The sequence below is a fragment of the Bacillus sp. AFS055030 genome, assembly GCF_002574545.1.
Taxonomy (GTDB): domain Bacteria; phylum Bacillota; class Bacilli; order Bacillales; family Bacillaceae_G; genus Gottfriedia.
On record NZ_NUGT01000004.1, the window covers coordinates 1 to 20,937 of the forward strand.

22 protein-coding genes and 2 riboswitches are annotated in these 20,937 nt (G+C 30.3%); of the genes, 7 read left to right on the top strand and 15 right to left on the bottom strand.

Translation table 11 applies throughout. The annotated features are described in order from the left end of the window. Positions 1-251: 251 nt before the first annotated feature. The 3 genes from CN925_RS01125 to CN925_RS01145 all read right to left on the bottom strand — a co-directional run bounded on the left by CN925_RS01125 (position 252) and on the right by CN925_RS01145 (position 3,118). On the bottom strand, positions 252-746 hold the full coding sequence (locus CN925_RS01125; RefSeq protein WP_098843929.1) for a hypothetical protein: 495 nt from the start codon (positions 744-746) through the stop codon (positions 252-254). Continuing rightward, a complete protein-coding gene (locus CN925_RS01130; RefSeq protein ID WP_180232778.1) occupies positions 743-1,330 on the bottom strand; it encodes an ATP-binding cassette domain-containing protein in 588 nt (195 codons plus the stop codon). Before CN925_RS01130 ends, CN925_RS01125 begins: the two co-directional genes overlap by 4 nt. Before the next feature lie 1,506 nt (positions 1,331-2,836). Then, a complete protein-coding gene (locus CN925_RS01145; RefSeq protein WP_218937211.1) occupies positions 2,837-3,118 on the bottom strand; it encodes an uberolysin/carnocyclin family circular bacteriocin in 282 nt (93 codons plus the stop codon). Between the two features lie 1,497 nt (positions 3,119-4,615). Here CN925_RS01145 and CN925_RS01155 point away from each other — a divergent pair. The 3 genes from CN925_RS01155 to CN925_RS01160 all read left to right on the top strand — a co-directional run bounded on the left by CN925_RS01155 (position 4,616) and on the right by CN925_RS01160 (position 6,818). Further along, positions 4,616-5,509, top strand: coding sequence for a hypothetical protein (locus tag CN925_RS01155; RefSeq protein WP_098843934.1), 894 nt, complete (start codon positions 4,616-4,618; stop codon positions 5,507-5,509). 19 nt (positions 5,510-5,528) lie between these two features. Beyond that, positions 5,529-5,699 (top strand): hypothetical protein, encoded by a 171-nt coding sequence (locus CN925_RS21140; RefSeq protein ID WP_180232779.1) that lies wholly within the window; start codon positions 5,529-5,531, stop codon positions 5,697-5,699. An 870-nt stretch (positions 5,700-6,569) separates the two neighbouring features. Next, the gene (locus tag CN925_RS01160; protein ID WP_098843935.1) at positions 6,570-6,818 is read left to right on the top strand and encodes a hypothetical protein; all 249 of its coding nucleotides are present in this window, start codon (positions 6,570-6,572) and stop codon (positions 6,816-6,818) included. A gap of 216 nt (positions 6,819-7,034) precedes the next feature. Here CN925_RS01160 and CN925_RS01165 read toward each other — a convergent pair whose 3' ends face one another. Both CN925_RS01165 and CN925_RS01170 read right to left on the bottom strand, forming a co-directional pair. After that, the gene (locus CN925_RS01165; RefSeq protein ID WP_098843936.1) at positions 7,035-7,511 is read right to left on the bottom strand and encodes a GNAT family N-acetyltransferase; all 477 of its coding nucleotides are present in this window, start codon (positions 7,509-7,511) and stop codon (positions 7,035-7,037) included. A gap of 55 nt (positions 7,512-7,566) precedes the next feature. Further along, positions 7,567-7,914: a DUF6054 family protein gene (locus CN925_RS01170; RefSeq protein WP_098843937.1), complete on the bottom strand. Its 348-nt coding sequence runs from the start codon at positions 7,912-7,914 to the stop codon at positions 7,567-7,569. A gap of 184 nt (positions 7,915-8,098) precedes the next feature. On the opposite strand from CN925_RS01170, the gene CN925_RS01175 reads away from it, so the two are divergent. Then, entirely contained in the window at positions 8,099-8,827 is a 729-nt protein-coding gene (locus CN925_RS01175; RefSeq protein WP_098843938.1) for a YwaF family protein, read from the top strand. A gap of 96 nt (positions 8,828-8,923) precedes the next feature. Here the strand turns inward: CN925_RS01175 and CN925_RS01180 are convergent, their stop codons facing one another. The 6 genes from CN925_RS01180 to CN925_RS01205 form a co-directional block, all read right to left on the bottom strand. After that, complete coding sequence (locus CN925_RS01180) at positions 8,924-9,091, bottom strand: Fur-regulated basic protein FbpA (protein WP_483295154.1); 168 nt, start codon at positions 9,089-9,091, stop codon at positions 8,924-8,926. Positions 9,092-9,187: 96 nt separating this feature from the next. Further along, complete coding sequence (locus CN925_RS01185) at positions 9,188-10,807, bottom strand: peptide ABC transporter substrate-binding protein (protein WP_098843940.1); 1,620 nt, start codon at positions 10,805-10,807, stop codon at positions 9,188-9,190. A 20-nt stretch (positions 10,808-10,827) separates the two neighbouring features. Further along, positions 10,828-11,781, bottom strand: coding sequence for an ABC transporter ATP-binding protein (locus tag CN925_RS01190; RefSeq protein ID WP_098843941.1), 954 nt, complete (start codon positions 11,779-11,781; stop codon positions 10,828-10,830). Then, on the bottom strand, positions 11,774-12,796 hold the full coding sequence (locus CN925_RS01195; protein ID WP_098843942.1) for an ABC transporter ATP-binding protein: 1,023 nt from the start codon (positions 12,794-12,796) through the stop codon (positions 11,774-11,776). Before CN925_RS01195 ends, CN925_RS01190 begins: the two co-directional genes overlap by 8 nt. A gap of 13 nt (positions 12,797-12,809) precedes the next feature. Continuing rightward, positions 12,810-13,757 carry an ABC transporter permease gene (locus tag CN925_RS01200; RefSeq protein WP_098843943.1) on the bottom strand — a complete coding sequence of 316 codons (948 nt, stop codon included), beginning with the start codon at positions 13,755-13,757 and terminating at the stop codon, positions 12,810-12,812. Then, positions 13,757-14,689: an ABC transporter permease gene (locus CN925_RS01205; protein WP_098843944.1), complete on the bottom strand. Its 933-nt coding sequence runs from the start codon at positions 14,687-14,689 to the stop codon at positions 13,757-13,759. Before CN925_RS01205 ends, CN925_RS01200 begins: the two co-directional genes overlap by 1 nt. A gap of 216 nt (positions 14,690-14,905) precedes the next feature. After that, positions 14,906-15,004: riboswitch (SAM riboswitch) on the bottom strand. A 70-nt stretch (positions 15,005-15,074) separates the two neighbouring features. Next, positions 15,075-15,181: riboswitch (SAM riboswitch) on the bottom strand. Positions 15,182-15,680: 499 nt separating this feature from the next. Here CN925_RS01205 and CN925_RS01210 point away from each other — a divergent pair. Then, positions 15,681-16,166, top strand: a complete 486-nt coding sequence (locus tag CN925_RS01210) for a DUF2975 domain-containing protein (protein WP_098843945.1) — start codon at positions 15,681-15,683, stop codon at positions 16,164-16,166. Positions 16,167-16,176: 10 nt separating this feature from the next. Beyond that, positions 16,177-16,395, top strand: coding sequence for a helix-turn-helix domain-containing protein (locus CN925_RS01215; RefSeq protein WP_098843946.1), 219 nt, complete (start codon positions 16,177-16,179; stop codon positions 16,393-16,395). A gap of 66 nt (positions 16,396-16,461) precedes the next feature. Here the strand turns inward: CN925_RS01215 and CN925_RS01220 are convergent, their stop codons facing one another. From CN925_RS01220 to CN925_RS01240, 4 genes are all read right to left on the bottom strand, one after another. Then, positions 16,462-16,911 carry a GNAT family N-acetyltransferase gene (locus CN925_RS01220; protein ID WP_098843947.1) on the bottom strand — a complete coding sequence of 150 codons (450 nt, stop codon included), beginning with the start codon at positions 16,909-16,911 and terminating at the stop codon, positions 16,462-16,464. 138 nt (positions 16,912-17,049) lie between these two features. Beyond that, complete coding sequence (locus CN925_RS01225; RefSeq protein WP_098843948.1) at positions 17,050-17,946, bottom strand: LysR family transcriptional regulator; 897 nt, start codon at positions 17,944-17,946, stop codon at positions 17,050-17,052. A 323-nt stretch (positions 17,947-18,269) separates the two neighbouring features. Further along, on the bottom strand, positions 18,270-18,482 hold the full coding sequence (locus CN925_RS01235) for a hypothetical protein (protein ID WP_098843949.1): 213 nt from the start codon (positions 18,480-18,482) through the stop codon (positions 18,270-18,272). A 126-nt stretch (positions 18,483-18,608) separates the two neighbouring features. Further along, positions 18,609-19,415 carry a protein phosphatase 2C domain-containing protein gene (locus CN925_RS01240; RefSeq protein WP_098843950.1) on the bottom strand — a complete coding sequence of 269 codons (807 nt, stop codon included), beginning with the start codon at positions 19,413-19,415 and terminating at the stop codon, positions 18,609-18,611. Between the two features lie 238 nt (positions 19,416-19,653). Here CN925_RS01240 and CN925_RS01245 point away from each other — a divergent pair, with 238 nt between their 5' ends. Beyond that, positions 19,654-20,766, top strand: a complete 1,113-nt coding sequence (locus tag CN925_RS01245) for a zinc dependent phospholipase C family protein (RefSeq protein WP_098843951.1) — start codon at positions 19,654-19,656, stop codon at positions 20,764-20,766. The last annotated feature ends 171 nt before the right edge of the window (positions 20,767-20,937 follow it).

Consider the following 20,937-nt stretch of genomic DNA (forward strand, 5'->3'; position numbering starts at 1 on the left):
TTAATAAAGGGATAGAAGCACTTTCGGAATACTTTTGGAACATATGACTATAGGACAAGATTTTACTTCTATGAACAATGCTTCCAACAATATCTATTCTCATTTTTCACATCACATTTTATATCTTCTATAAAATAAAAAAGCACTGAATAATCAGTACTTTAAGCTTTGATTCATCTTTGAACATTTATTTATTTAATCAAAATTTTTATTTCCACTTATGATTATTATCAACCATAATAATAATTCAATTAAAAGGATTTGATTACTACTAGGAAAAGTTTCTGGGAAATCAAAAGAAAAATATTTGCCGAGATTATCCCGACATTGAAATAAATTATATCTTTAATTTTTAATCCCAATAGAACAGAAAATAATATTGAAAAAATAATAGGTGTAATATATTTATAATCTTGTAATGTAAAGAATAATTGATTATTAAATAGTAATAAAAGATATGTTGTTAAAAATAAGATTTGATTAACTAAGAAAATAGTAATTAAAACTTTTTCTTGATTTTTTTTATAATCTATATTAAACGATGTAAATCTATCTAAAATAAAGTTAAACAAAATATTAATAAAAAGAATACATATTAGCATGACAAATAATATAGCAAATATAGCTATTATTATATTTGATTGTGACCATTGAATTTTATAAAAGTTCTTAATTTCTATAAATACTAGAAAAATGATCCCAAATAAAAGAGAAAAGTTTATAAAAAACATTGATTTTGGATTCATAATACTAACCTCTCAATGTCAGATATTCCACTTAATAAATGTTCTTTGTGATTTATAATAAACACAAAAGATTCGACATTAAAAATTCTGTCCTTAACCAGTTTACATGTAGCCATGTCTAAATGCTCAAAAGGTTCATCCAAGAACAAATATTCCCAAGGATAGTCAGTAAATAAAGCTGAAATGATAATTTTTTGCTTAGTTCCTTTAGATAAGTCTTTGCAAGGAGTATGTCGGTTACTCTCTAGTCCTAGTTGTTTTATTAATTCATCAAGATTGATAAATCGCTTTGGAATTTTCAACATTTTATTAAGGTAAAAATGTAGAAAGTCTTCTAAAAGCATATAGGGTTCGTAAAATGGGGTTGATGGAACAAAAAGGGTTTTACTTTTATTGTAATTTAAATTGCAATCCCCTTCCTTGATCTTGTTAATTCCCAATATAATATTTAATAGCGTAGTTTTTCCTGATCCATTTTTACCTTGTAACCAGTATTTTTTATTATCTAAGAGGGTTAAACTAAAATCTTTAAAGATATAGTTTTCCTCTTGATAGAAAAAATCAATATTTTTTAGTTCAATCAAAAAAAACACCTCTCAGTAGCTTCAATTGTTGCAGATAATAATAAAAGAATAATAGAAAAAAAGATTAATTTAATATAATTAGTATAATTTAATTCTTTTTCTATAAAAATATCTCTGAAAAGAACCCATGACATATATACCCATATTGTCATAGCATATAATTCAAATAAAAAATGGGGAAAAAATAAAAATAATATATTTTCAAAATTATTATGTAGTATGTAGATTTTTAATGATTCCACTGTAATATATAAGTCTATTAATAATTTTCCAACTCCTAGTATTGGTATGATATAAAAGATAACAGCCAATAAATTGTTGGAAAATATTTTAAAAACATTTTCAGGTTTACATGCAATATTCTTATAGACTGAATCAGAATTTATATTAGATGGGACATCCACTAAAATAAAAAATAGAATGAATAAGCAAATTACACATAAAAAATATATATTTAATCTTTTAATAAAAATCACCCAATGTAAATTATGTTAAATGCAATAAAACCAAAAAACAATTCCATGAAAAAAAAGTAAAAGAAATAATTTTTTTGCCCTTTAAATGATTCATACATAACTATTTTATATGTAAATAGTAATAAAAGATAAAAAGCGAAGGCATTTACTGCAATAAAAGTTAAAACGTGTATATGATCAAATCCTTTATTTATTAACAAAAGAATAATTAATATATTCATGCCTATAAAAGAATGGAAAGTATTCTTGTATAAAATTGTTTTCCCATAAATCTTTATAAAAGGAACTCTTAAATATTTGAATTGCATAAACAGTTGTCTGTAGTTAGCATTTGCATATATTAATTCCGAGTAAATAAATAAATTGGCACATAAATAAAACAATGGAATATTTATTACTACGTATAAAGGTATACGTCCAAAGCCAAACAAATTAAAAGTAATAAATATGAGAAACATCCCAAATACAAATAATAAGAAGAAGAGTTTTAAAACTTTCATAAAGTTCATTTGATTTTTATTCTTTATATATACAAGGTACAGTATGTTTAATGTGATAAATAGTAATATAGATACAAGTGAGATTAAAAAACTAGTTAGAGAAATGTAAGAGAAAACGTAGCTTAAAAAAACAAAAATAAGGACAATAATCCCCAAAATAAATACCATAATTTTCTCTTTTAAATAAAAAAATAAAAATAAATATCTATCTCCGTAAAACTTATAGAAATCATATTGTAAAGTTGAAATAATATTCTTGTTCCCGCTAATCATTGTCACCAATGTAAACAAAAATAGTATATTAATATCCAATGATATAAAAATGACATTAAATCTATTAAAAAGATACAATAGCTCAACTGGATAACAAATAATAAGAAAAACACATAGGAATAGTAAAACTATTCCTATGGATTTAACTAATAATTTATTTATTTCAGATTTTATTAACAAGCTATTAAAAATAGTTTTAACCTCTTCAATTTTTAACTTAAAAATAGCTTTTAACATATATCTCTATTTAGCTACTTTTACCAAGTAGTCGCATAACCTTTTCCATATTTTGAGATAATTTTTTTAGCGGAAATAACAAGTGCAGTTGAAATAACTCCATATCCAACAATAATCGCAACAAGACTAATAATCGTTGTAATTGTACTAAATGTATCAATAATAGTTATAACTTTGCCAGCTACTGTAGTCGAGACACCTAAGTTAGCTGCAAGATATGGCAAAGAAATAGTTAAAGTTGAAAGCAATACAGCCATTCCTAATACATATAAAATTGTTTTTTTATTCATCACTAAAGACATGATAATTCCCCCTTTTTTAATTGTTAGAGCCTAATACCCTTGCTAGTAAAGTTGATTCATGTGTAAAAGACTACGTTATCAACTTCACAATTGACAAAATGTGTTCTAAACGAGTTTACTTCTAACCTAAATAGTTAGTTTAAATTTACTTTTCTTATTAAAGAACGATATTTGACCGGTCAATAAGACTAGTAGAAAGATTGAAACAATAATTAATAAAATAATAAATAATATTTTTCTACTATTCATGTGCGTTATTTAAATATATCTTTTATTTTTTAGTAAACGTTTACGAAATTATCTTAACATCTAACTTAACATAATAAAAGGAAAATTTTACTAAATTCAATTGACTAAATTATGATAATTTTCACACTCATCGATCCTACTTCTACTATTACAATTTCTTTGATCAGAAGCTTATAAAAACTCTTCGAAACTATGATTCCATTAACGATATTATTGATACTAAAAACTATATGAATATGGTATATACTTTAGTAAAAACATGTGAAGATTTACTAAAAGTTTCAAAAAATTTCCACTAAATTCATTCACAAGATCACTATAATTAAAGAAATTAATTACATAAAGAGGTGATCAACTTGATAGATTAGGTTTTCTAGTATAGGAATAACACAGAAATTTTTAAAATTTAGGATACAGTATAAGTATTATTTAATTAATAATTATGTTTATAAATCAAACTAAAAAAGGAGTAATTGAAGATTATGGATGAGAAAGATTTTCCTTTCTACAGAATACTTTCTATTTCATCAGGGATGCAGTCTTTACTTTTTATGTTAAATACACGTTTTATGATAGAAAGTATCATAAATATAGTTGTAACATGTTTATTTTTATTAAGTTACTTACTAATATTTATTAAAATGCCTCGAACTAAACGAAATTATCAATATATTATTTTTAGTTTTTTAATATTTATCTGTATATCAATATTTGTTAATAAATACAATAGCGGAGGTCAGCATTGAAGAATTTGATGCTGACCTCCGCTATTTTAATATGTTTCAGTCTAGTAAGATTTTATTAATTTTGTACGCGCTGAATCGCTATATATATTGTGTCTAAGAACTCTTGTTTTTCCAGAGTAATAGAATTATGAACGCTTTCACAATTATTGATTCTACACTACAATTACTTCGATCAAAAGCCTATAAAAACGCATAGAAACTATGATTCCATTAGAATGTTCACTATGGTACTTTCTTTTGTAAAAACATGTAATGATTTATTAAAATTTTCACAAAAATTTCACTGAATATATTCTCCAGATAACTACAATTAAAGACATAAATAAATTATTTTCATAAGAGGTGATAGTTATGGTAGATAATCTAGTAAATTAGTTTTCTAATAAATTTTAAAAAATAAATAGGAAGGAAATTTACTATTCGGTTTTTAAACTTTACTCATTACTTAATTAAAAAATAAAATTATAAATCTTGTAATTTTTTTAAAAAATCGGAGGTCAATATGGTTATCAAACGAAGTAACAAACACAGTTTTTTTTTAGTATTAAGCACACTTTTTTTTGTTGGAGGACTTTCAAATGGCTTTGCTAATGCTGAAGAAATTCAAAATACACCCACCGAAGAAATACATATTTTATCTGAAGAACTAGTAAGTCCAGTTCAATTTAATACTTTAGAGAGAATAAAATTACAAAATTTAGGTTTTTCAACTGAGGAAATTAATAGTATGACAGTTGAAGAATATAATGATTTCAAAGATTTATACGGATCAAATTTAGCTTTAGATGAAAATTACTATAAACTAACACAAGATATCCCTTACTCTGATCCTGCTGTTGAAGAAATCTCAAAAGCTCAAGCAATTAATGAAATTAATACAACAAAGTTAGGTCGAGGTACTAATTCTAAAACAACCGGTTATTTAAAAATGACTACATCCTCTTCAAAGTTAAGTAATGGAAATACTCTAATAAAAAACTCGTTTACATGGCTAAAAACCCCAAATATGAAATTAACTGATGTAGTCGCTATTACCCATTCTACAAGTTCTGTAAAAATACCAAATACCGATAAGTTTAGTTATAAATACACAGATGGTAAAGGGATACATTCAGTTGGAGCAAAAAGTACAACAAAAAATAACAAAGGGATCGCAAAAAAATTCAATTTAAAAGATTTGGGGATTAATATGGCCCCATATAATCACAACGGTTATCTTTCAGTTGAAGTAACTAAAGGTAATAAATATGATATAACTGCTAATGCTTTTGGTCACTACACACATATTACTGCTGGTGTAATATATTCTCTAGACATTAAAACGGGAAGTATAGGAGTCGGGGTAGCTGGTATAAAAAATACTATGGAAAATACTATGATAAAATTTAATTATTAGTATTATAGAGGTTAATTAAATGAAAAATATTCTTATTTTTGCAATCGCTTCACCTATTGTATTTTATTTTTTATCAGTATTATTCATTTTACTTAATTTTGATGAATTAAACTCGTTCTATATTACTCTATCGATCTATTTAGGCGTAATAATAGGACTTTTATACAAAATTTATAAAAACGTGAAATAATTTTCCTTCTATTAAAATTCTAAAAGGACGCAAAATGCGTCCTTTTAAAGTAAATATTCTTTATAAATTATTATCTTACTGTCTCTAATTTAGTATAACTCAAATTTTTCCCAAAAAATTCTTTCAACTCCCCAACCAATTCGTGGAACACAGGGTGCTCATGATACATAAAGTCATTATACTTACCGTAAATGATGTAAAGTTCTTTTGGCTCCGCTGCCTAGAAAAGTAAAAAAGATTGTCCAATAATTAGACAATCTTAAGCACACTATTTAGTACTTCAATATACTAAACTATAAAATAACTCTTTTTTTAAACATTTAATAAAAATGATCCTCTACTATTTTACCATTTTCTTTCACATGGAATTGGTAGTCTTGTCCTTTTAATTTTACTCGAACAATGCACTTGCCTCCGTCTTTTAGAAAATTATAAAATGGCTGAATTTCCTCAATGTTGTTTTTGTTAATACCTTTCGTTTCAATTATAAAAGCTTTTACTTCTTTTTTAGTAATTACAGCTTTAACTTTAAATATGTATAGGGTACTGTAAAAATTATTATGACTATTAATAACTTTATTAATAATTTTTTCATATTTACCTCCACATTTTTATGTTCCTTTATTAAATTAATTAATTTATGTTACTTAAGCGTAATTCTTTTTTATAGCCAAAATCCCCCTAAAAAAAGGCTTTTGGTAAAAAATTAAAACCTTATACTTTATTATCATAGCTTATCAAATGTGGTATATATTTTGGTTATAAAAATTTTGGATAATTCGTGGTATTTTTAAATTAATAGCACAGTATCGTTAAAACATCCTAGACGAAAGTATTGGTTACTTCAAAATAATAAAAGAGGTGAATTAAATGTTAAAAGAAGAAACTAAAAAATCAAATGAAAGAAATAGAAAAAGTTCTAGTAGAGTTAGCGCTTATACAAATAGTTCAACGGGTACTGTAACAGTAACAATTGGTCATCAAACTATTGTTGCAAAAGATAATTCACTAGAAAGTATTATTGGCGAAGTTCGAAAACAACGTCATAATCGATTGGCGCAAAGTAGAATTCAAACAGCAAGATTTATGGAAAAATTAAATAGGATTGGCTGCAAATAGGAGCAATTCTAAAAATTCAATAAGCAAGAAAGCCTGAATCCACGATTATCAAGTAATCAAAGACACAGGCTTTTATTTTTTTACTGAGAAATGATTGTATCATTTTGAGTAAAACATTAATTCCTTCAATAGTACGGTATTTTATGCAGTATTATTCTGCCTTAATAGATAAAAAGAGCCAATTATTAGGCTCTATGTTATGTATATCTCTTTTACTTAACTTAATCGAAACTCCATTTTTCTATTTTTTGTTCCCATTCCAATTGACTCATAAAAATGGATCGCATTTTGATTACTCTCTGAAACTCCTAATTCAATACTATCAACCTTCAATTCTTTCGCGAAGTCAATAACAGATTGCATGAGTTTTCTTCCAATCCCCTTTTTTCTACTTGCAACATCAACACATAAACTATTTACAAGTAAGATTTTCCTTGCATTAACAAAGGAGTTTTCATGTATTTCTTCTTCCTTTAATACTGTTACGCCTACTATTTCAGTATCTAGAGTTGCCACTAGAATATGTTGTGTCTCATCTTTTAATTGGTTATTAAAATCCTCTTTTTTAACTGGAGTTGAGTTCTCTTTGTATAGGTCTGGTCTTTCAAAAACGTGTAAATCGTGAACTTGTCTAAATAATGGTAATAATGATTTGTAGTCTTTTTGATTGGCATTTCGGATTAAAATCTTCATGCAATTTCACCTCGTTCGTTGTTTTAACTTTGTGAGTTAGACTCTCGTACAAATATTAATGATCCTCAATTATTTCCAATATATTAGCTGCCAACCTTAGTCTGATTGGTTTTATAAAACTTTTTCCTGCTCCCCAACCAATATCAAACATTCCTTCCCCATTACCTGAGGAAATGCACTTAACATAGGTAACACCATTAAAGTTATCAATTGTGACTGTCAATGTGGCTGTACTATTATTTCTAAGAAAGAATTTTTGAAATACGAGGATGACAATTTCTTTTTCTTCAGCAACTTTATAATCTTGAAAAATCAAATTAGACTTTAATTCAGTCTCTTCTATAATCATTTGAGATACTTGAACTGGCTTTATGTTAACAGTGAATTCTAAGTAATGTTTCATCCTTATCCTCCTTTAAATGAGATAATTGAATTTATTTCTCTCTAATTTCATATTACTGTAAATGAAATACAATTAACTACTATATTTGCTAGATGAAATGTTAACTCCTGTATAGAACTGCCAGAATTTGCCCTAAACTAACAATACTCAATCCTAAATATAAATCAGATAATGGGGTAATACGTTGGAAAGATTTTTTCAATTTCATTCAAAATTAGGAGCGTTTCGCCTTTTTTCAAAAGACCATCTATTAACAATCGGAATACTATTGATTCTCTGTGTACTTCTATTTGTCTTTAGAAAGCAGATTCAGAGGTCGTGGAAAAAGCGGCTTTTTCGTTTCTCTGTAGCATTTCTCTTATTGGCTTCTGAGATTTTATATCATATATGGCTTGTGTATGAGAATGCTTGGTCGCTTAAAAATGGTTTACCACTTGAACTTAGTGATCTTACTGTCATTTTAGGAATTATAATGCTTCTGACAAATAGTTATAGAATGTTTCAATTCATGTATTTTGCTGGTTTAGCCAGTTCCATTCAAGCGATCATGACACCTGATCTTGGCCATTATTCGTTTTTGCATTTTCGATATTTTGAATTTTTTGTTTCGCACGGAGGAGTGGTTCTTGCCTGTTTAGTTATGGTGGTGGCCAGTAAATTTCGACCGACCATCCCATCGATGTGGGTGACCGTTCTCATTGTTAACCTTTATGCAGCTTGCGTATTTTTCATTAATAAGGCGTTGAACTCTAACTTTATGTATCTTATGAAAAAGCCAGAAAATGCTTCTATTTTAGATTATTTAGGACCTTGGCCATGGTATCTTCTATCGGCAGAAATAGTGATGATTGTAACCTTTTACATTTTGTATAGTCCGTTTTGGATAAAAAGGAAAATAGAAAGAAATCGATAATTGGTGTCACCTGAGTTAAATGAAATAAAAAATAGCCTTATATCATTAGTTACTTGGTATTCTATGATAAAGGCTTTGTTTATTTAATAATATAGGTTAACTTAATTTTTTACTTTTTTTCATACTTATTACACGATTAAATTCATCTTCAAGTTCAGTTAACGTTAAAACAAATAAATGAGAGGACTCTTTTTTATATACTCCAACTTTAATAAGTTTGTTAATGAGATATTGCTTTCTAGTTTCTACCGCTTTTCTCAACATATTTTCCACTTTATTCACCCCTTTGTTCAACTCAATTTTTAAGGATTAATATACTCTCCTTATTAAAAGAAATAATAAAGAGAGCATCCTATTTTCTTACTTTGTTACTTTTGCAAATCGGAAGTCTGGATTGTTCAATGGATCAAAGCGAATACCTTTAATATTTTTCTTCACTAAAGAATTCTGTGATGAGAAGTAAATTGGAATAATTGGCATATCTCCCATTAATACATCCTCTGCTTCATGCAATAACTTATATCGTTTTTCTTCATCTTGTTCAATTAACGATTTCTCCAATAATTGATCAAATTTTAGGTTGCTCCAATTTGTAAAATTACTTGAACTGTTCTTACTATAAAGATTTAAAACAGGATATGGATCAAGGAAATCTCCGCCCCAACCCATTCGGGCAAGTTGGAAATTCTTTTGCTTAAATGTATCAATATAAGTTTTCCATTCTTGATTTTCTAATTTTACTTTTACACCAAGGTTTTCTTTAAACATTTCTTGAAGTGCTTCGGCAATTTTTTTATGGTTTCCTTCTGAATTATATTTGAGTGTTACTTCTGGTAATTTGCTCCATCCCTCTTCCTTCAAACCTTCTGAAAGTAATTTCTTTGCTTCTTCTTTATCAAACTGATAGTATTTATTTGCTTCATTTCTAAAATCCTTTCCTGAAGGAGACTTTACGCCAAAAGGTACATACCCGTAAGCTGGCTCTTCTCCACCTTTAGAAATGTTTTTTGTAATTGCTTCACGATCAATTGCCTCAGCAAATGCTCTTCTAATTTTTGAATTTGTAAAAGGCTTCTCATTTACATTAAAAGAGTATGTATAAACACTAAATTGCTTTGAATTAACATATTCTGGACTATTTTTTTCTTGCTCAATTGCTTCTGTTTGTAGGTTCTTTACGAAATCAAGTTCATTTGATTTTAACATTTGGTACTCAGTTGTTGCATCAGCAACCATTTTAAATTGAACTTTATTAATTGATATATTTTTTCGATCCCAATAAGCATTACTTTTTTCAATTGTTAATTGGTTATTATGCTTCCAGCTTGATAATGTATAAGCACCATTTGTTACAATGGTTTTGGCTTCAGCCGCCCAATTCTTATTACCTTCTACTACATTTTGGTTAACCGGTAAAAATGCTTGTCCAAGTAATACTTTAGGAAAGAATTCGATTGGTGTTTTTAACTCGATTACTAGTGTTTTAGAATCAGTTGCTTTAATACCAACGCTTTCAATTGATCCCTTTCCAGTGTTGTATTCCTCAGCACCTTTAATGTAATAAAAGCTTGAAGGATCATAAGCCGCAGTTTTTGGATTTAAAACTCTTTTCCATGCATATTCAAAATCATTCGCTGTTAAATCATCACCATTAGACCATTTAAGTCCGTCTCGGATTGTAAAAGTATATGTTTTTCCATCTTTGGAAACATCCACGTTACTCGCTACACCTTTTACTACATTGCCTTTCTTATCATAGCGATACAAACCTTCGTATAAGTTATCAATAACCCAGAAAGACGTTGTATCAGATGCAAAGGCAGGGTCTAACGTATAAGGTTCACCTGCTAGGTTCGTTACGATTTCTTGTTTAATATCGTTTCCTTTTTCCTCTGTACTACTAGTAGAATTGCTACCACATCCAGCTAATCCTAGTATAAATATCAATATTGAAATAAGAATGAATGCATTTTTCTTCAATTAGATAACCTCCAATTTGTTTAAAATAAATGACATGAAACCCAATGGTTTTTGCTAGCTTCTTTCCACTCAGGTACTTTATCAGCACAAATATCCATTGCCATTGGACATCTAGTTCTAAAAGGGCATCCTGTAGGGGGATTTAATGGGCTCGGTGGGTCTCCAGAAAGGACGATGCGTTCTTTTGTCCCCCTTAATTTTGGTTCAGACACTGGAATCGCCGATAAAAGTGCTTTAGTGTACGGATGAAGCGGTTCCCTAAATAATGCCGTACTTTCTGCCAATTCCATCATTTTTCCTAAATAGATCACACCGATTCGATCACTAATGTGCTTAACCATTGCAAGATCATGTGCAATAAATAAGTAAGTTAATTGCTCGTGTTTTTGTAAATCCTTAAGTAAATTAATAACTTGAGCTTGAACTGATACATCTAATGCAGAAATGGCTTCATCAGCAACGATAAACGATGGTTTTAGAGCCAATGCTCTAGCGATTCCAATTCTTTGTCGTTGACCTCCACTAAATTCATGTGGATACCGATCTGCATGCTCCCTATGTAAACCAACCTGTTCAAGCAGTTCATATACTCTTTCTTTTCTCTCTTTTCCTTTTAATAATTTATAAGCATCAATCCCTTCTGCGATTATATCTACAACCTTCATCCTTGGGTTAAGAGAACTATTCGGATCTTGAAAAATCATTTGAACTTGTCTGTTAAACTCTTTTTTACCTTTAGAATCCAATTCTGATAGTTTTTTTCCTTCAAACAAGACATTGCCTGTAGTTGCTTCATATAGACCGACAACAGTCCGTCCGAGTGTGGATTTACCACTTCCACTTTCTCCAACAAGCCCAAGCGTTTCTCCCTTTTTTATTCCAAATGATATTCCATCAACCGATTTAACGGTTTTCTTTGGCCCTACTTTAAAATGTTTTTTAATATCACATACCTCTAGTACATACTCAGACAATATTTTCACTCCTTACACCAGTGAGTTCTTTCTGTTTAAATGCTCTTGGATCGTTTAACCAACAACTGACATGATGAGACCCTGTAATTGATTCAGTTTTTGGCATATGTTCCACACAAACTTCCATTGTATAAGGACATCTCTGGGCAAAAGGACATCCTTTTGGCGGTGAAAATAAATCCGGAGGTGCTCCCTCAATTGGTACTAGCCTTTCTGTTTCTTCTATTTCAAGTCTAGGAACAGATTGGAGTAAGCCTAATGTGTATGGATGTATTGGTTTTTCAAAAATCTCATTTACTGTTCCACTTTCAATCACTTTTCCTGCATACATCACTGCAACTCGGTCTGCTACTTCTGCAACTACACCCAAATCATGGGTTATGAGAATAATAGAAGTGTTCCTCTTTGTTTGGATGGTCTTTAACATATCTAAAATTTGTGCCTGTATCGTTACATCAAGTGCGGTCGTCGGTTCATCTGCAATGATTAATTCAGGATCACAAGCTAAAGCCATAGCGATTACTACACGCTGCCTCATACCACCACTAAACTCATGTGGATACTCGGAATAACGGTTAAACGGATCTGGAATACCAACTTGTTGTAGCAACTCGATCGTTTTTTGTTTGGCCTCCTTTTTCGATAGATTTTTATGCTTTATTAACACTTCGTCTATTTGTCTACCAATCTTCATTGTTGGATTTAATGCAGACATAGGGTCCTGAAAAATCATCCCTATTTCAGATCCTCTTATTCTTTGATATTCCTTTTTTGAAAAATTGATTAAGTCTTTTCCTTTAAAGGAAATTTCGCCTTCTTTTATGCTTCCAGCAGTTTTTGGAATCATCCCCATAACAGATTGTGCTGTTACACTTTTTCCACATCCACTTTCACCTACAAGGGCTAAAATTTCTCCACGATCGACATGGAATGAAACACCTCTTACAGCTTTAATCTCTCCACCATTTGTACGAAAAGAGACATGTAAATCATTAACCTTTAATAAATAATTCACTGTTTATCCCTCCTTACTTATTCGACTTAGGATCCAATGCATCTTGTAATCCATCACCAAAAGCATTAAAAGCAAACATCGTTAATGAAATCATTAAACCTGGGAAAAACAATCTCCACCACTGTCCACTTAAAATAACTCCCAATGAATCGTTTGCCATTGTACCCCAGCTTGCTGACGGGGCCTGTACCCCTAATCCTAGAAAACTTAAAAAAGATTCAGCAAATATAGCGTGAGGAATCGTAAAGGTTAAATTTACAATAATAATTCCCATCATATTCGGAATAAGATGTTTTAAAATTATATTCCAATGTGATGTACCAAGCTTTTGTGCAGCGAGTATAAATTCTTGTTGTTTTAATTGTAGGACCTGTCCTCTAACGATTCTTGCCATTCCTACCCAGCCTGTGATTGATAACGCTAAAATTATCGTACCTAGTCCTGGCTTCATAATAACCATTAAGAGGATTACAACTAGTAAATACGGTATCCCATAAAGAATTTCCACAATTCTCATTAAAACACTATCGATTCGATCTCCTATTTTACCTCTGCCAACCATATAGCCTGAAATTCCCCCTACAAATACTCCAATCAATAAATCGATTAAAGCTGCAGAGAATCCGATAATGAGTGATATTCTAGCACCAGCCCAAGTTCTTGCCCAAACATCCCTACCTAAATCATCCGTTCCAAACCAATGTTTGCTTGATAAAGATAAATTGCCTTGAGTTAAAGATTGTTTACTTGGACTATACGGAACCATATGTGGTCCTACAATTGAAAGGATAATAATGAGTGTAAGTAAAATAAATCCAACTACTGCAAGTTTATTTTTAGCTATCTTTCTAAAAATCTCATTCGCATAGGTTTCCTGGGGTCTTGAAATATTTTGTTTCTGTATAGTCGACCGATCGATCTTGCGAAAGAGAGTGTCGAGATTCGTTTCGGGTTGATTCATTATAATTCATCTCCCTTTCCAAATTTTATTCGTGGATCAATCAAACGATAGGATAAATCGATTACAAATAACGTACCGATCAATATAAAACTATAAAAAATAGTAGTACCTAATATAACTGGGTAATCTCGATTGAAAATGCTATCTACAAAATATTTACCAAGACCTGGGATGGCAAATATCTTCTCAATTACAAAAGTTCCAGTAATGACAGCTGCAAATAAGGGACCAATAAAAGAAATAACTGGAATTAACGCGTTTCGTATACCATGCTTTATGACAATCTCAAATGTTGAAAGACCCTTAGCTTCTGCAGTTTTAATGAAATTCTGACTTAAAATCTCGATCATACTAGTACGGACAAATCTAGTAATTATTGCGATTGGACCTACCGTTAAAGCGATTGTCGGTAAGATAGAATGACTCCAGGTCCCCCAAGATGCTACTGGTAAGAGTCCCCATTGAACACTAATATATTTTATTAATAATGGAGCTAATATAAAGCTAGGAACCGAAATTCCAATGATTGCTATAAACATTGATAAATAATCAAGTAACCTATTATGCCTTAACGCTGCAATCGTTCCTAATCCAATACCAACCACGCAAGCTATTAACAATGCTTGAATTCCTAACAATGCTGATGGTCCAAATCCCTCTGCAATTAATGTGTTTACCCCTCTCGATTTCGATTGAATAGATGGACCAAAATCAAAATGTAATAAATCTTTAAGATATAGTAAGTATTGAACATATAGCGGTTCATCTAAATTGTATTTAGCCCGCATATTCCTAACAATTTCCTCAGGTAATGATTTTGCATCCGATGCAAATGGATCACCAGGAATAAGATGCATAATGATAAAAGTAAGCGTGATAATAATCCAAATCGTGAGGATCATAGTTGTTAATCTTTTAAATAAAAATCTCATTTTCAGTATCTTCCCCCTTTTAAAAACTGGTTTATATGTAGAACACCTAATTTGGTGGCAACAACAAATGAAAATATAAAAACCATATTAAACACATAAGAATACTTGGTTATATAATCAAAAAATTTCCAACACTTCTTCTTTAAGCTCCACATTCATAAGATTTATTCTTAAAAACCTCTCAACACAGACAAGTTGAGAGGTTTTTACTAACTCTACTTATCTTTGGGATCTCCCTTGGAATTGGCACGGTATTACAAAGAACCCGCTGCCGAGGTTTCATAGGGCCAGTCCCTCCACCTCTCTGGATAAGAAATTTTATTTTGTTTTAAAGATGAAAAAAATCCCCTTCTAAGATAGAAGAGGACTTGTTTTTCATCTACTCTTCTTATCTTTTCAGGGCTATACCCTGATGGAATTAGCACAGTGTTCATATAGAACCCGCTGCTGAGGTATCATAGGGCCAAGTCCCTCCACCTCTCTGGATAAGAATTATTTGGTATGTACTTTATAAATTGATTGAACCAAGATTAACCGATATAAAAATTCGCGTCAACCCATTTGCTAAATGTTCGATTTTTCAGTATTTTTTGGGAATTAATTCCAAATTATTGTAGAAAACCTTGTTACTCCAAACAATATAATTTATTATCAAATCTAACAAGTAACAATACTTTAGCCATTTACCTTATATATTTATCTTGATTCTTTCTATTAAAACCTTAAATACAACAAATTAACGATTAAAACCAAATCGGTAATTATTATATTAAAAAATTAATTTTGTTTTTTAATTGTTGTAAAAAAACAATTAAATCAATTCACCTATTCTCTTTCATATTCCATTTCAATCTACTCTTTTAATTTATTCTCAGTATTTTTGCGCTTTTATATAACATTCTAAATAAAATAAAAAACAACATATTTTTATTGTTAATCGATAAATAATATGATAAATTCATCTTGTTATTAAAAAAGTGAGGTATATAATATGAATGGTAAAAGAGGTTCAACTACATTCTTAAAAGCAATTATTTTTCTTGTTGGAATTGCAGTGCTTGCTTTATGTATATTTTTGGTCCCAAATATTGCGAATTTCGTATCTAAATTGTATCCAAATATGACTGCAATAAAATATCTCGTTTTCCTCGTAATGTATGGAGCTGCTGTACCTTTTTATTTTGCTCTCTATCAGGCTTTCAATCTTTTACGCTATATTGACGACAACACAGCATTCTCCGAAATTTCTGTAAAGGCGTTAAAGAACATAAAGTACTGTGCGATTGCAATTAGTAGTATCTATTTATTAGGAATGCCACTCATTCATTTTATAGGGAGAAAAGTTGACCCTCCCATCGGTTTATTGGGACTAATTATCATATTTGCTTCGTTAGTTATCGCCGTTTTTGCTGCGATCCTCCAACAGCTTCTACAAGAAGCGATTAACATAAAATCAGAAAATGATTTAACGGTCTGAGGTGGATGGTATGGCAATAATTATTAATATTGATGTGATGTTAGCAAAACGCAAAATGAGCGTAACAGAACTTTCAGAAAGAGTTGGAATTACGATGGCGAATCTTTCCATTCTGAAAAATGGTAAAGCAAAAGCGGTTCGTTTCTCAACATTAGAAGCAATCTGTAAGACATTGGATTGTCAACCAGGTGATATTTTAGAGTACAAAGTTGACGAAGATACTCCGTAAAAGTAGACAATAATTTAGGGATAGCTTACTTGCTATCCCTTCTTTCTTTAGGAACATTCAAAGATGCTATATTTCTATTCTTACTGCTATTTCTTTACCAAATCGATCGCCATGATCAATAAATCCAAGACTTGAATATAAATTATGTGCTCCTAAGTTTTCAGGATGATATCCTACAACAATTCTTTTGGCATTTGTTAGTTTAATCATTTCCTCGATCATTAACTGAGTTGCAATTTTACCAAGTCCTTTTTGTTGAAAATTCTTATCTATCATTATTCTATAAATCCAATATCCATCTAGCTCTTCTTTAGTAGTATTAAACATTAAAAATCCAACCGCCCTACCTTCAAAATAAATAGCATATGGCTTTAGTGAAGTTTCAAATTTCGATTGAGCAATCGAGATTGCATTCGGCTCGATGTGACTTTTTTGATTTTCAGATACCTCTAAGAGACAGCATTCATACCAATTTTCTGCATTTAGTTCCACAAGTTCTACATTTCTTTCCTGCATAGTTTCTCCTTTGTTAAAATCATTTGAGCTTATTTGCCCTATCAATAATTTTAACAAATTTTACCAATATTAATTTAGGCCGTTTATCCTAATTCGACCATTCAATTTATAGATAATAGACAAAAAAATAACCTCTCATCATTGAGTGGCTATTTCTTTCACGATTTCGATAAATTTTTTACTTATAATTGAAAGCTTTTTGTTTTTTGGATAGATTACCCATAAATCCTTCAAAACGTGTTCATTATTTTCTATGTAAGGAATAGATTTTAAGATTCCACTTCGAATGTATGGATGTAATTTAGCGCCTGACTCAGTAGAATAGACAAATACATTATGCTCTTTAACAGTCTCTGTAAGAATATTCATACTGTTTGTTGTTAATCTAATTTTATTTTTATTTTCTTTAATTAACTTAGAATAATAATAATCAGAATAGATTGAATAGCATGCTGTATCCATTTCGAATACATCAGCTTTGGTTACGTAGTCAAGATGATAGAGTGGGGAGTTTTTTCCTACAACAACGTGAATACAATCAGTCCGGATTAATTCATAGTTAATATTTTTTTCACCTTTTAGTATCTCTAAATCTTGAGGGAAAAAGCAAAAATCATATTCAGTATGTTTTATTGTTTCCATTATTTGCGGTGGATCTTTTTCTACGATTTCAATCGTTACATTGGCATGTTCTTCTTTAATTCTGTTCAATGCTCTTTGAAGTACATCTGCAAAAGTAGGCGCAGCGACTATTTTCAAATGAATCTTTTTATTATTTTTGTAATCATATATCTCTTCATTTAACTTACTAATAATTTCTAACACTTCACTAGCTCTATTTATTAAAATCTTTCCTTCTTCTGTTGGAAATGTTCCTTTTCTAGAACGGTTAAAAATACATATTCCCATTTCATGCTCTAATTGGGAAATCGATTGACTTAGTCCTGAACTTGTAATATGCAATTTTTCCGCAGCTTTAATGATTGATTTCTCGCTTGCAACTTTCACGATGTATTCCATTTGCTCGAAATTCATAACTTCTCCTCAAATAAGAGTGTACACACTTATATTTTCTTGTAATTGAATATAGTATTCATTCTATCACGAAAAAGTAGTGCAATTCAAAACGTATCATTTGTGTACTTCAAGTGTAGGATTATTATGACTTACTAAAAAAAGGGATGAGCGACTAATCCCCCTTCATTGGTCAACTAAAGCACTGCTGCGATGTTCACTACCTGATATTCGTACATTATTTTGCTTATACTTACCAGCGTTTTTATTATCTATGTTTTTTAATACAAGGCTGTGAATGTTTTTCAGTGTATAATGACTTAATTCTTCTTTTCTTTACTACATTAAAACCATTTATCAAATTTAGATTCAAAGTATTTCCTTTCTTCATTAGTCATTATCAAAGGGGATATAACCATATAACCCAAGATTGCTGCTGTAATAGAAAAAAAGAAATTCGCCATTAATTCCATATCTTTTTGCCAAAGAAATAAAAATCCGAATACAATCACTCCTATTAAAACACTTAAAATGCCTTTTAAAATACTTTTATTCAATGTAACGCCTCCCCATGTAATAATTCAATTATACTATGCATGTTAAAATCTTCCATTTTTTTTATAAAAGTTTTTCTTTTAACTGATTGCGACAATATCCTCTACATATTCAATCGCATCCACAGTCTAAAAACGAATCATGATCCCAGTCTTATCATCAGAATAAAACTTACTTTTCAACTCTTCCATTTCTAATCGTTTTGAATATTCTTCCAATCCTATCTCTTTCATTACTTTAAAAGTATAGATCAAATCAAATTTCGGATGAAATAATCCATCACTAATTAGTAATATTGATTTTAAATTGTTTAAATCAATAGATCCTAATTGAATATAGTTTCCAACAGCTTCGGTTCCATTTGCAACTGTATACCCATTAACTGTATTCGCCATGCTTCGATTATAGATAAGTTGATTTTTAATAGACTGATAGTATGATTCATCTGGTAAAATCAGCCCTTTCTTCCGATCCTTTTCTCGCCTTATTTTTGCTCTACTACTAATATCCTTTACGGTATCTTTCGTTAGAATTTTAATTTCCCCATTATGGTATTCTGCTAAAATCATACAATCTCCAAGTTGAGCAAATGATAAACTATTTTTTTCAATTTTTATAATGGCAACACATGTTGACCACAGTTCTTCAGGGCGATTTATGTCTATGTTATTTAACTTCATTTCTTCCATCAGTCTTCTATTTGCTAGAATAATTCCTTCTGATAGAGGCATTTCAGCCCTAAAATGATTTTTAAAATACTTACTAAATAAATTCGAAGCAATATATGCACCATTCATACCATCAGCATTCTTAAATGGAGAGATTGGAGTTGCTCCATCAAAAACTCCATATACATTTATTTCACTGTTTACTACCATTGCATCCTCGGATACTTTTTTTGATAGAGATACTCTCGCACTAGTATGAATCTCCATATTTTTCACCTCCGAAAAGATTCACGAATGGGTTTTCAGGTCTTTAAATGAATATGGAATACAAAAAGGATTATGTACTTTTTCTATTTTAATTGTCTAACTAATCACTTCCATGATCAGTAAACAATTACCAAATTTTAACAAATTATCATATAACAGAAATATTTCTTTAACAAAATCTTATTATACTTAATTATTGTTGCTTATATGACAACAAATACAAAAAAGAAGGTGTCTTATGAAAAAACGTATTCAATCAAAAAAGCTATTATCAGTAGTTGCTGGAAGTGCACTTGCAATCACTTCATTATTTTTAAATGATCAGAAAGCATTCGCGTGGTCTGATGAGGACGTTCACAATCAAGCTCATAGCACACATCATTTTATCGTAAATGGCAGTGTCAAACTTATAGCCGATAATACGAACCCTGCAATAAACAAGCCTTCCACATTACTTAATCAGTTTCGCGATCGTTGGGAACAGGGCTTATACGATGCGGATCACATTAATCCTTTTTATGATACGGGTACATTTATGTCTCACTTTTATGATCCAGACACACAAACAAATTATACGGGCGTTTCTTATCCAACGGCTCGTCAATCAGGTTCGAAGTATTTTAATCTAGCATCTGACTACTATAAAAAAGGCGATTTTTACAATGCATTCTATTATTTAGGAGTATCTTTGCATTACTTTACCGATGTAACACAGCCTCTACATGCTTCAAATATTTCCAATCTAGATCATCACGCACCCGGCTATCATTCAAAGTTTGAAACGTATGCCGAAAGTATTCAAAGTCAAATGACGGTGCCCGATTCAGGTCTATATAATTGGATCTCTTCGACTGATCCTGAAGCATGGATTCATCAAGCTGCGATACAAGCAAAATCTGTTTTACCTCAAGTTTGGAATGATACGATTATTAATTTGTTCTGGCAAGCAGCATACAGTAATTATTATTCTGCTATGTGGAAGAACGAGGTGACAAATCCAACACTTGCTCAGTTGAATCAAGCAGAAAGAGAGACTGCTGGATTCATAGATATGTTTTTTCGCGTAAACGGTGTAGAAATGCCTGTGACGGTATATAACGAAAATGATTTTGGCGGTGCATCTGAAATACTAGGTTCTGGTAATTATGATTATGATCAACTTGTAAAAGGTATTGGCAATGATACCATCTCTTCTATTCATATTGCACCAGGATATCAAGTCACTTTATTTTTCGATGCAAATTATAAAGGAGCGTCGATTGTACTTACAAACGATGTAAATGACTTAGGTAACTTTAATGATCAAGTATCAAGCTTAAAAATCTTGAAGACCTCAGCAATTTCTAAGTAATCTCGGACTCTGATTTTTTAACGAAATTGGAAAGATACATAAGATTATATAGAGGAAAAAATGAAATTATTTCAAAATAGTATAGTCCTATCGGATAAGTCATCATATAATAGTAAGGTATAATTTATACAAATAAAGTGAGGTGGAACATTTTTATGGGTAGTCCCAGTA

Coding starts and splice junctions, on each gene's coding strand:
- CN925_RS01170 (WP_098843937.1), bottom strand. CDS start 7,914: ATGAAACATTACTTAGAATTCACTGTTAACATAAAGCCAGTTCAAGTA.
- CN925_RS01205 (WP_098843944.1), bottom strand. CDS start 14,689: ATGAGATTTTTATTTAAAAGATTAACAACTATGATCCTCACGATTTGG.
- CN925_RS01155 (WP_098843934.1), top strand. CDS start 4,616: ATGGTTATCAAACGAAGTAACAAACACAGTTTTTTTTTAGTATTAAGC.
- CN925_RS01245 (WP_098843951.1), top strand. CDS start 19,654: ATGAAAAAACGTATTCAATCAAAAAAGCTATTATCAGTAGTTGCTGGA.
- CN925_RS01210 (WP_098843945.1), top strand. CDS start 15,681: ATGAATGGTAAAAGAGGTTCAACTACATTCTTAAAAGCAATTATTTTT.
- CN925_RS01180 (WP_483295154.1), bottom strand. CDS start 9,091: ATGTTGAGAAAAGCGGTAGAAACTAGAAAGCAATATCTCATTAACAAA.
- CN925_RS01125 (WP_098843929.1), bottom strand. CDS start 746: ATGAATCCAAAATCAATGTTTTTTATAAACTTTTCTCTTTTATTTGGG.
- CN925_RS01165 (WP_098843936.1), bottom strand. CDS start 7,511: ATGAAGATTTTAATCCGAAATGCCAATCAAAAAGACTACAAATCATTA.
- CN925_RS01200 (WP_098843943.1), bottom strand. CDS start 13,757: ATGAATCAACCCGAAACGAATCTCGACACTCTCTTTCGCAAGATCGAT.
- CN925_RS01145 (WP_218937211.1), bottom strand. CDS start 3,118: ATGTCTTTAGTGATGAATAAAAAAACAATTTTATATGTATTAGGAATG.
- CN925_RS01240 (WP_098843950.1), bottom strand. CDS start 19,415: ATGGAGATTCATACTAGTGCGAGAGTATCTCTATCAAAAAAAGTATCC.
- CN925_RS01160 (WP_098843935.1), top strand. CDS start 6,570: ATGTTAAAAGAAGAAACTAAAAAATCAAATGAAAGAAATAGAAAAAGT.
- CN925_RS01220 (WP_098843947.1), bottom strand. CDS start 16,911: ATGCAGGAAAGAAATGTAGAACTTGTGGAACTAAATGCAGAAAATTGG.
- CN925_RS21140 (WP_180232779.1), top strand. CDS start 5,529: ATGAAAAATATTCTTATTTTTGCAATCGCTTCACCTATTGTATTTTAT.
- CN925_RS01215 (WP_098843946.1), top strand. CDS start 16,177: ATGGCAATAATTATTAATATTGATGTGATGTTAGCAAAACGCAAAATG.
- CN925_RS01225 (WP_098843948.1), bottom strand. CDS start 17,946: ATGAATTTCGAGCAAATGGAATACATCGTGAAAGTTGCAAGCGAGAAA.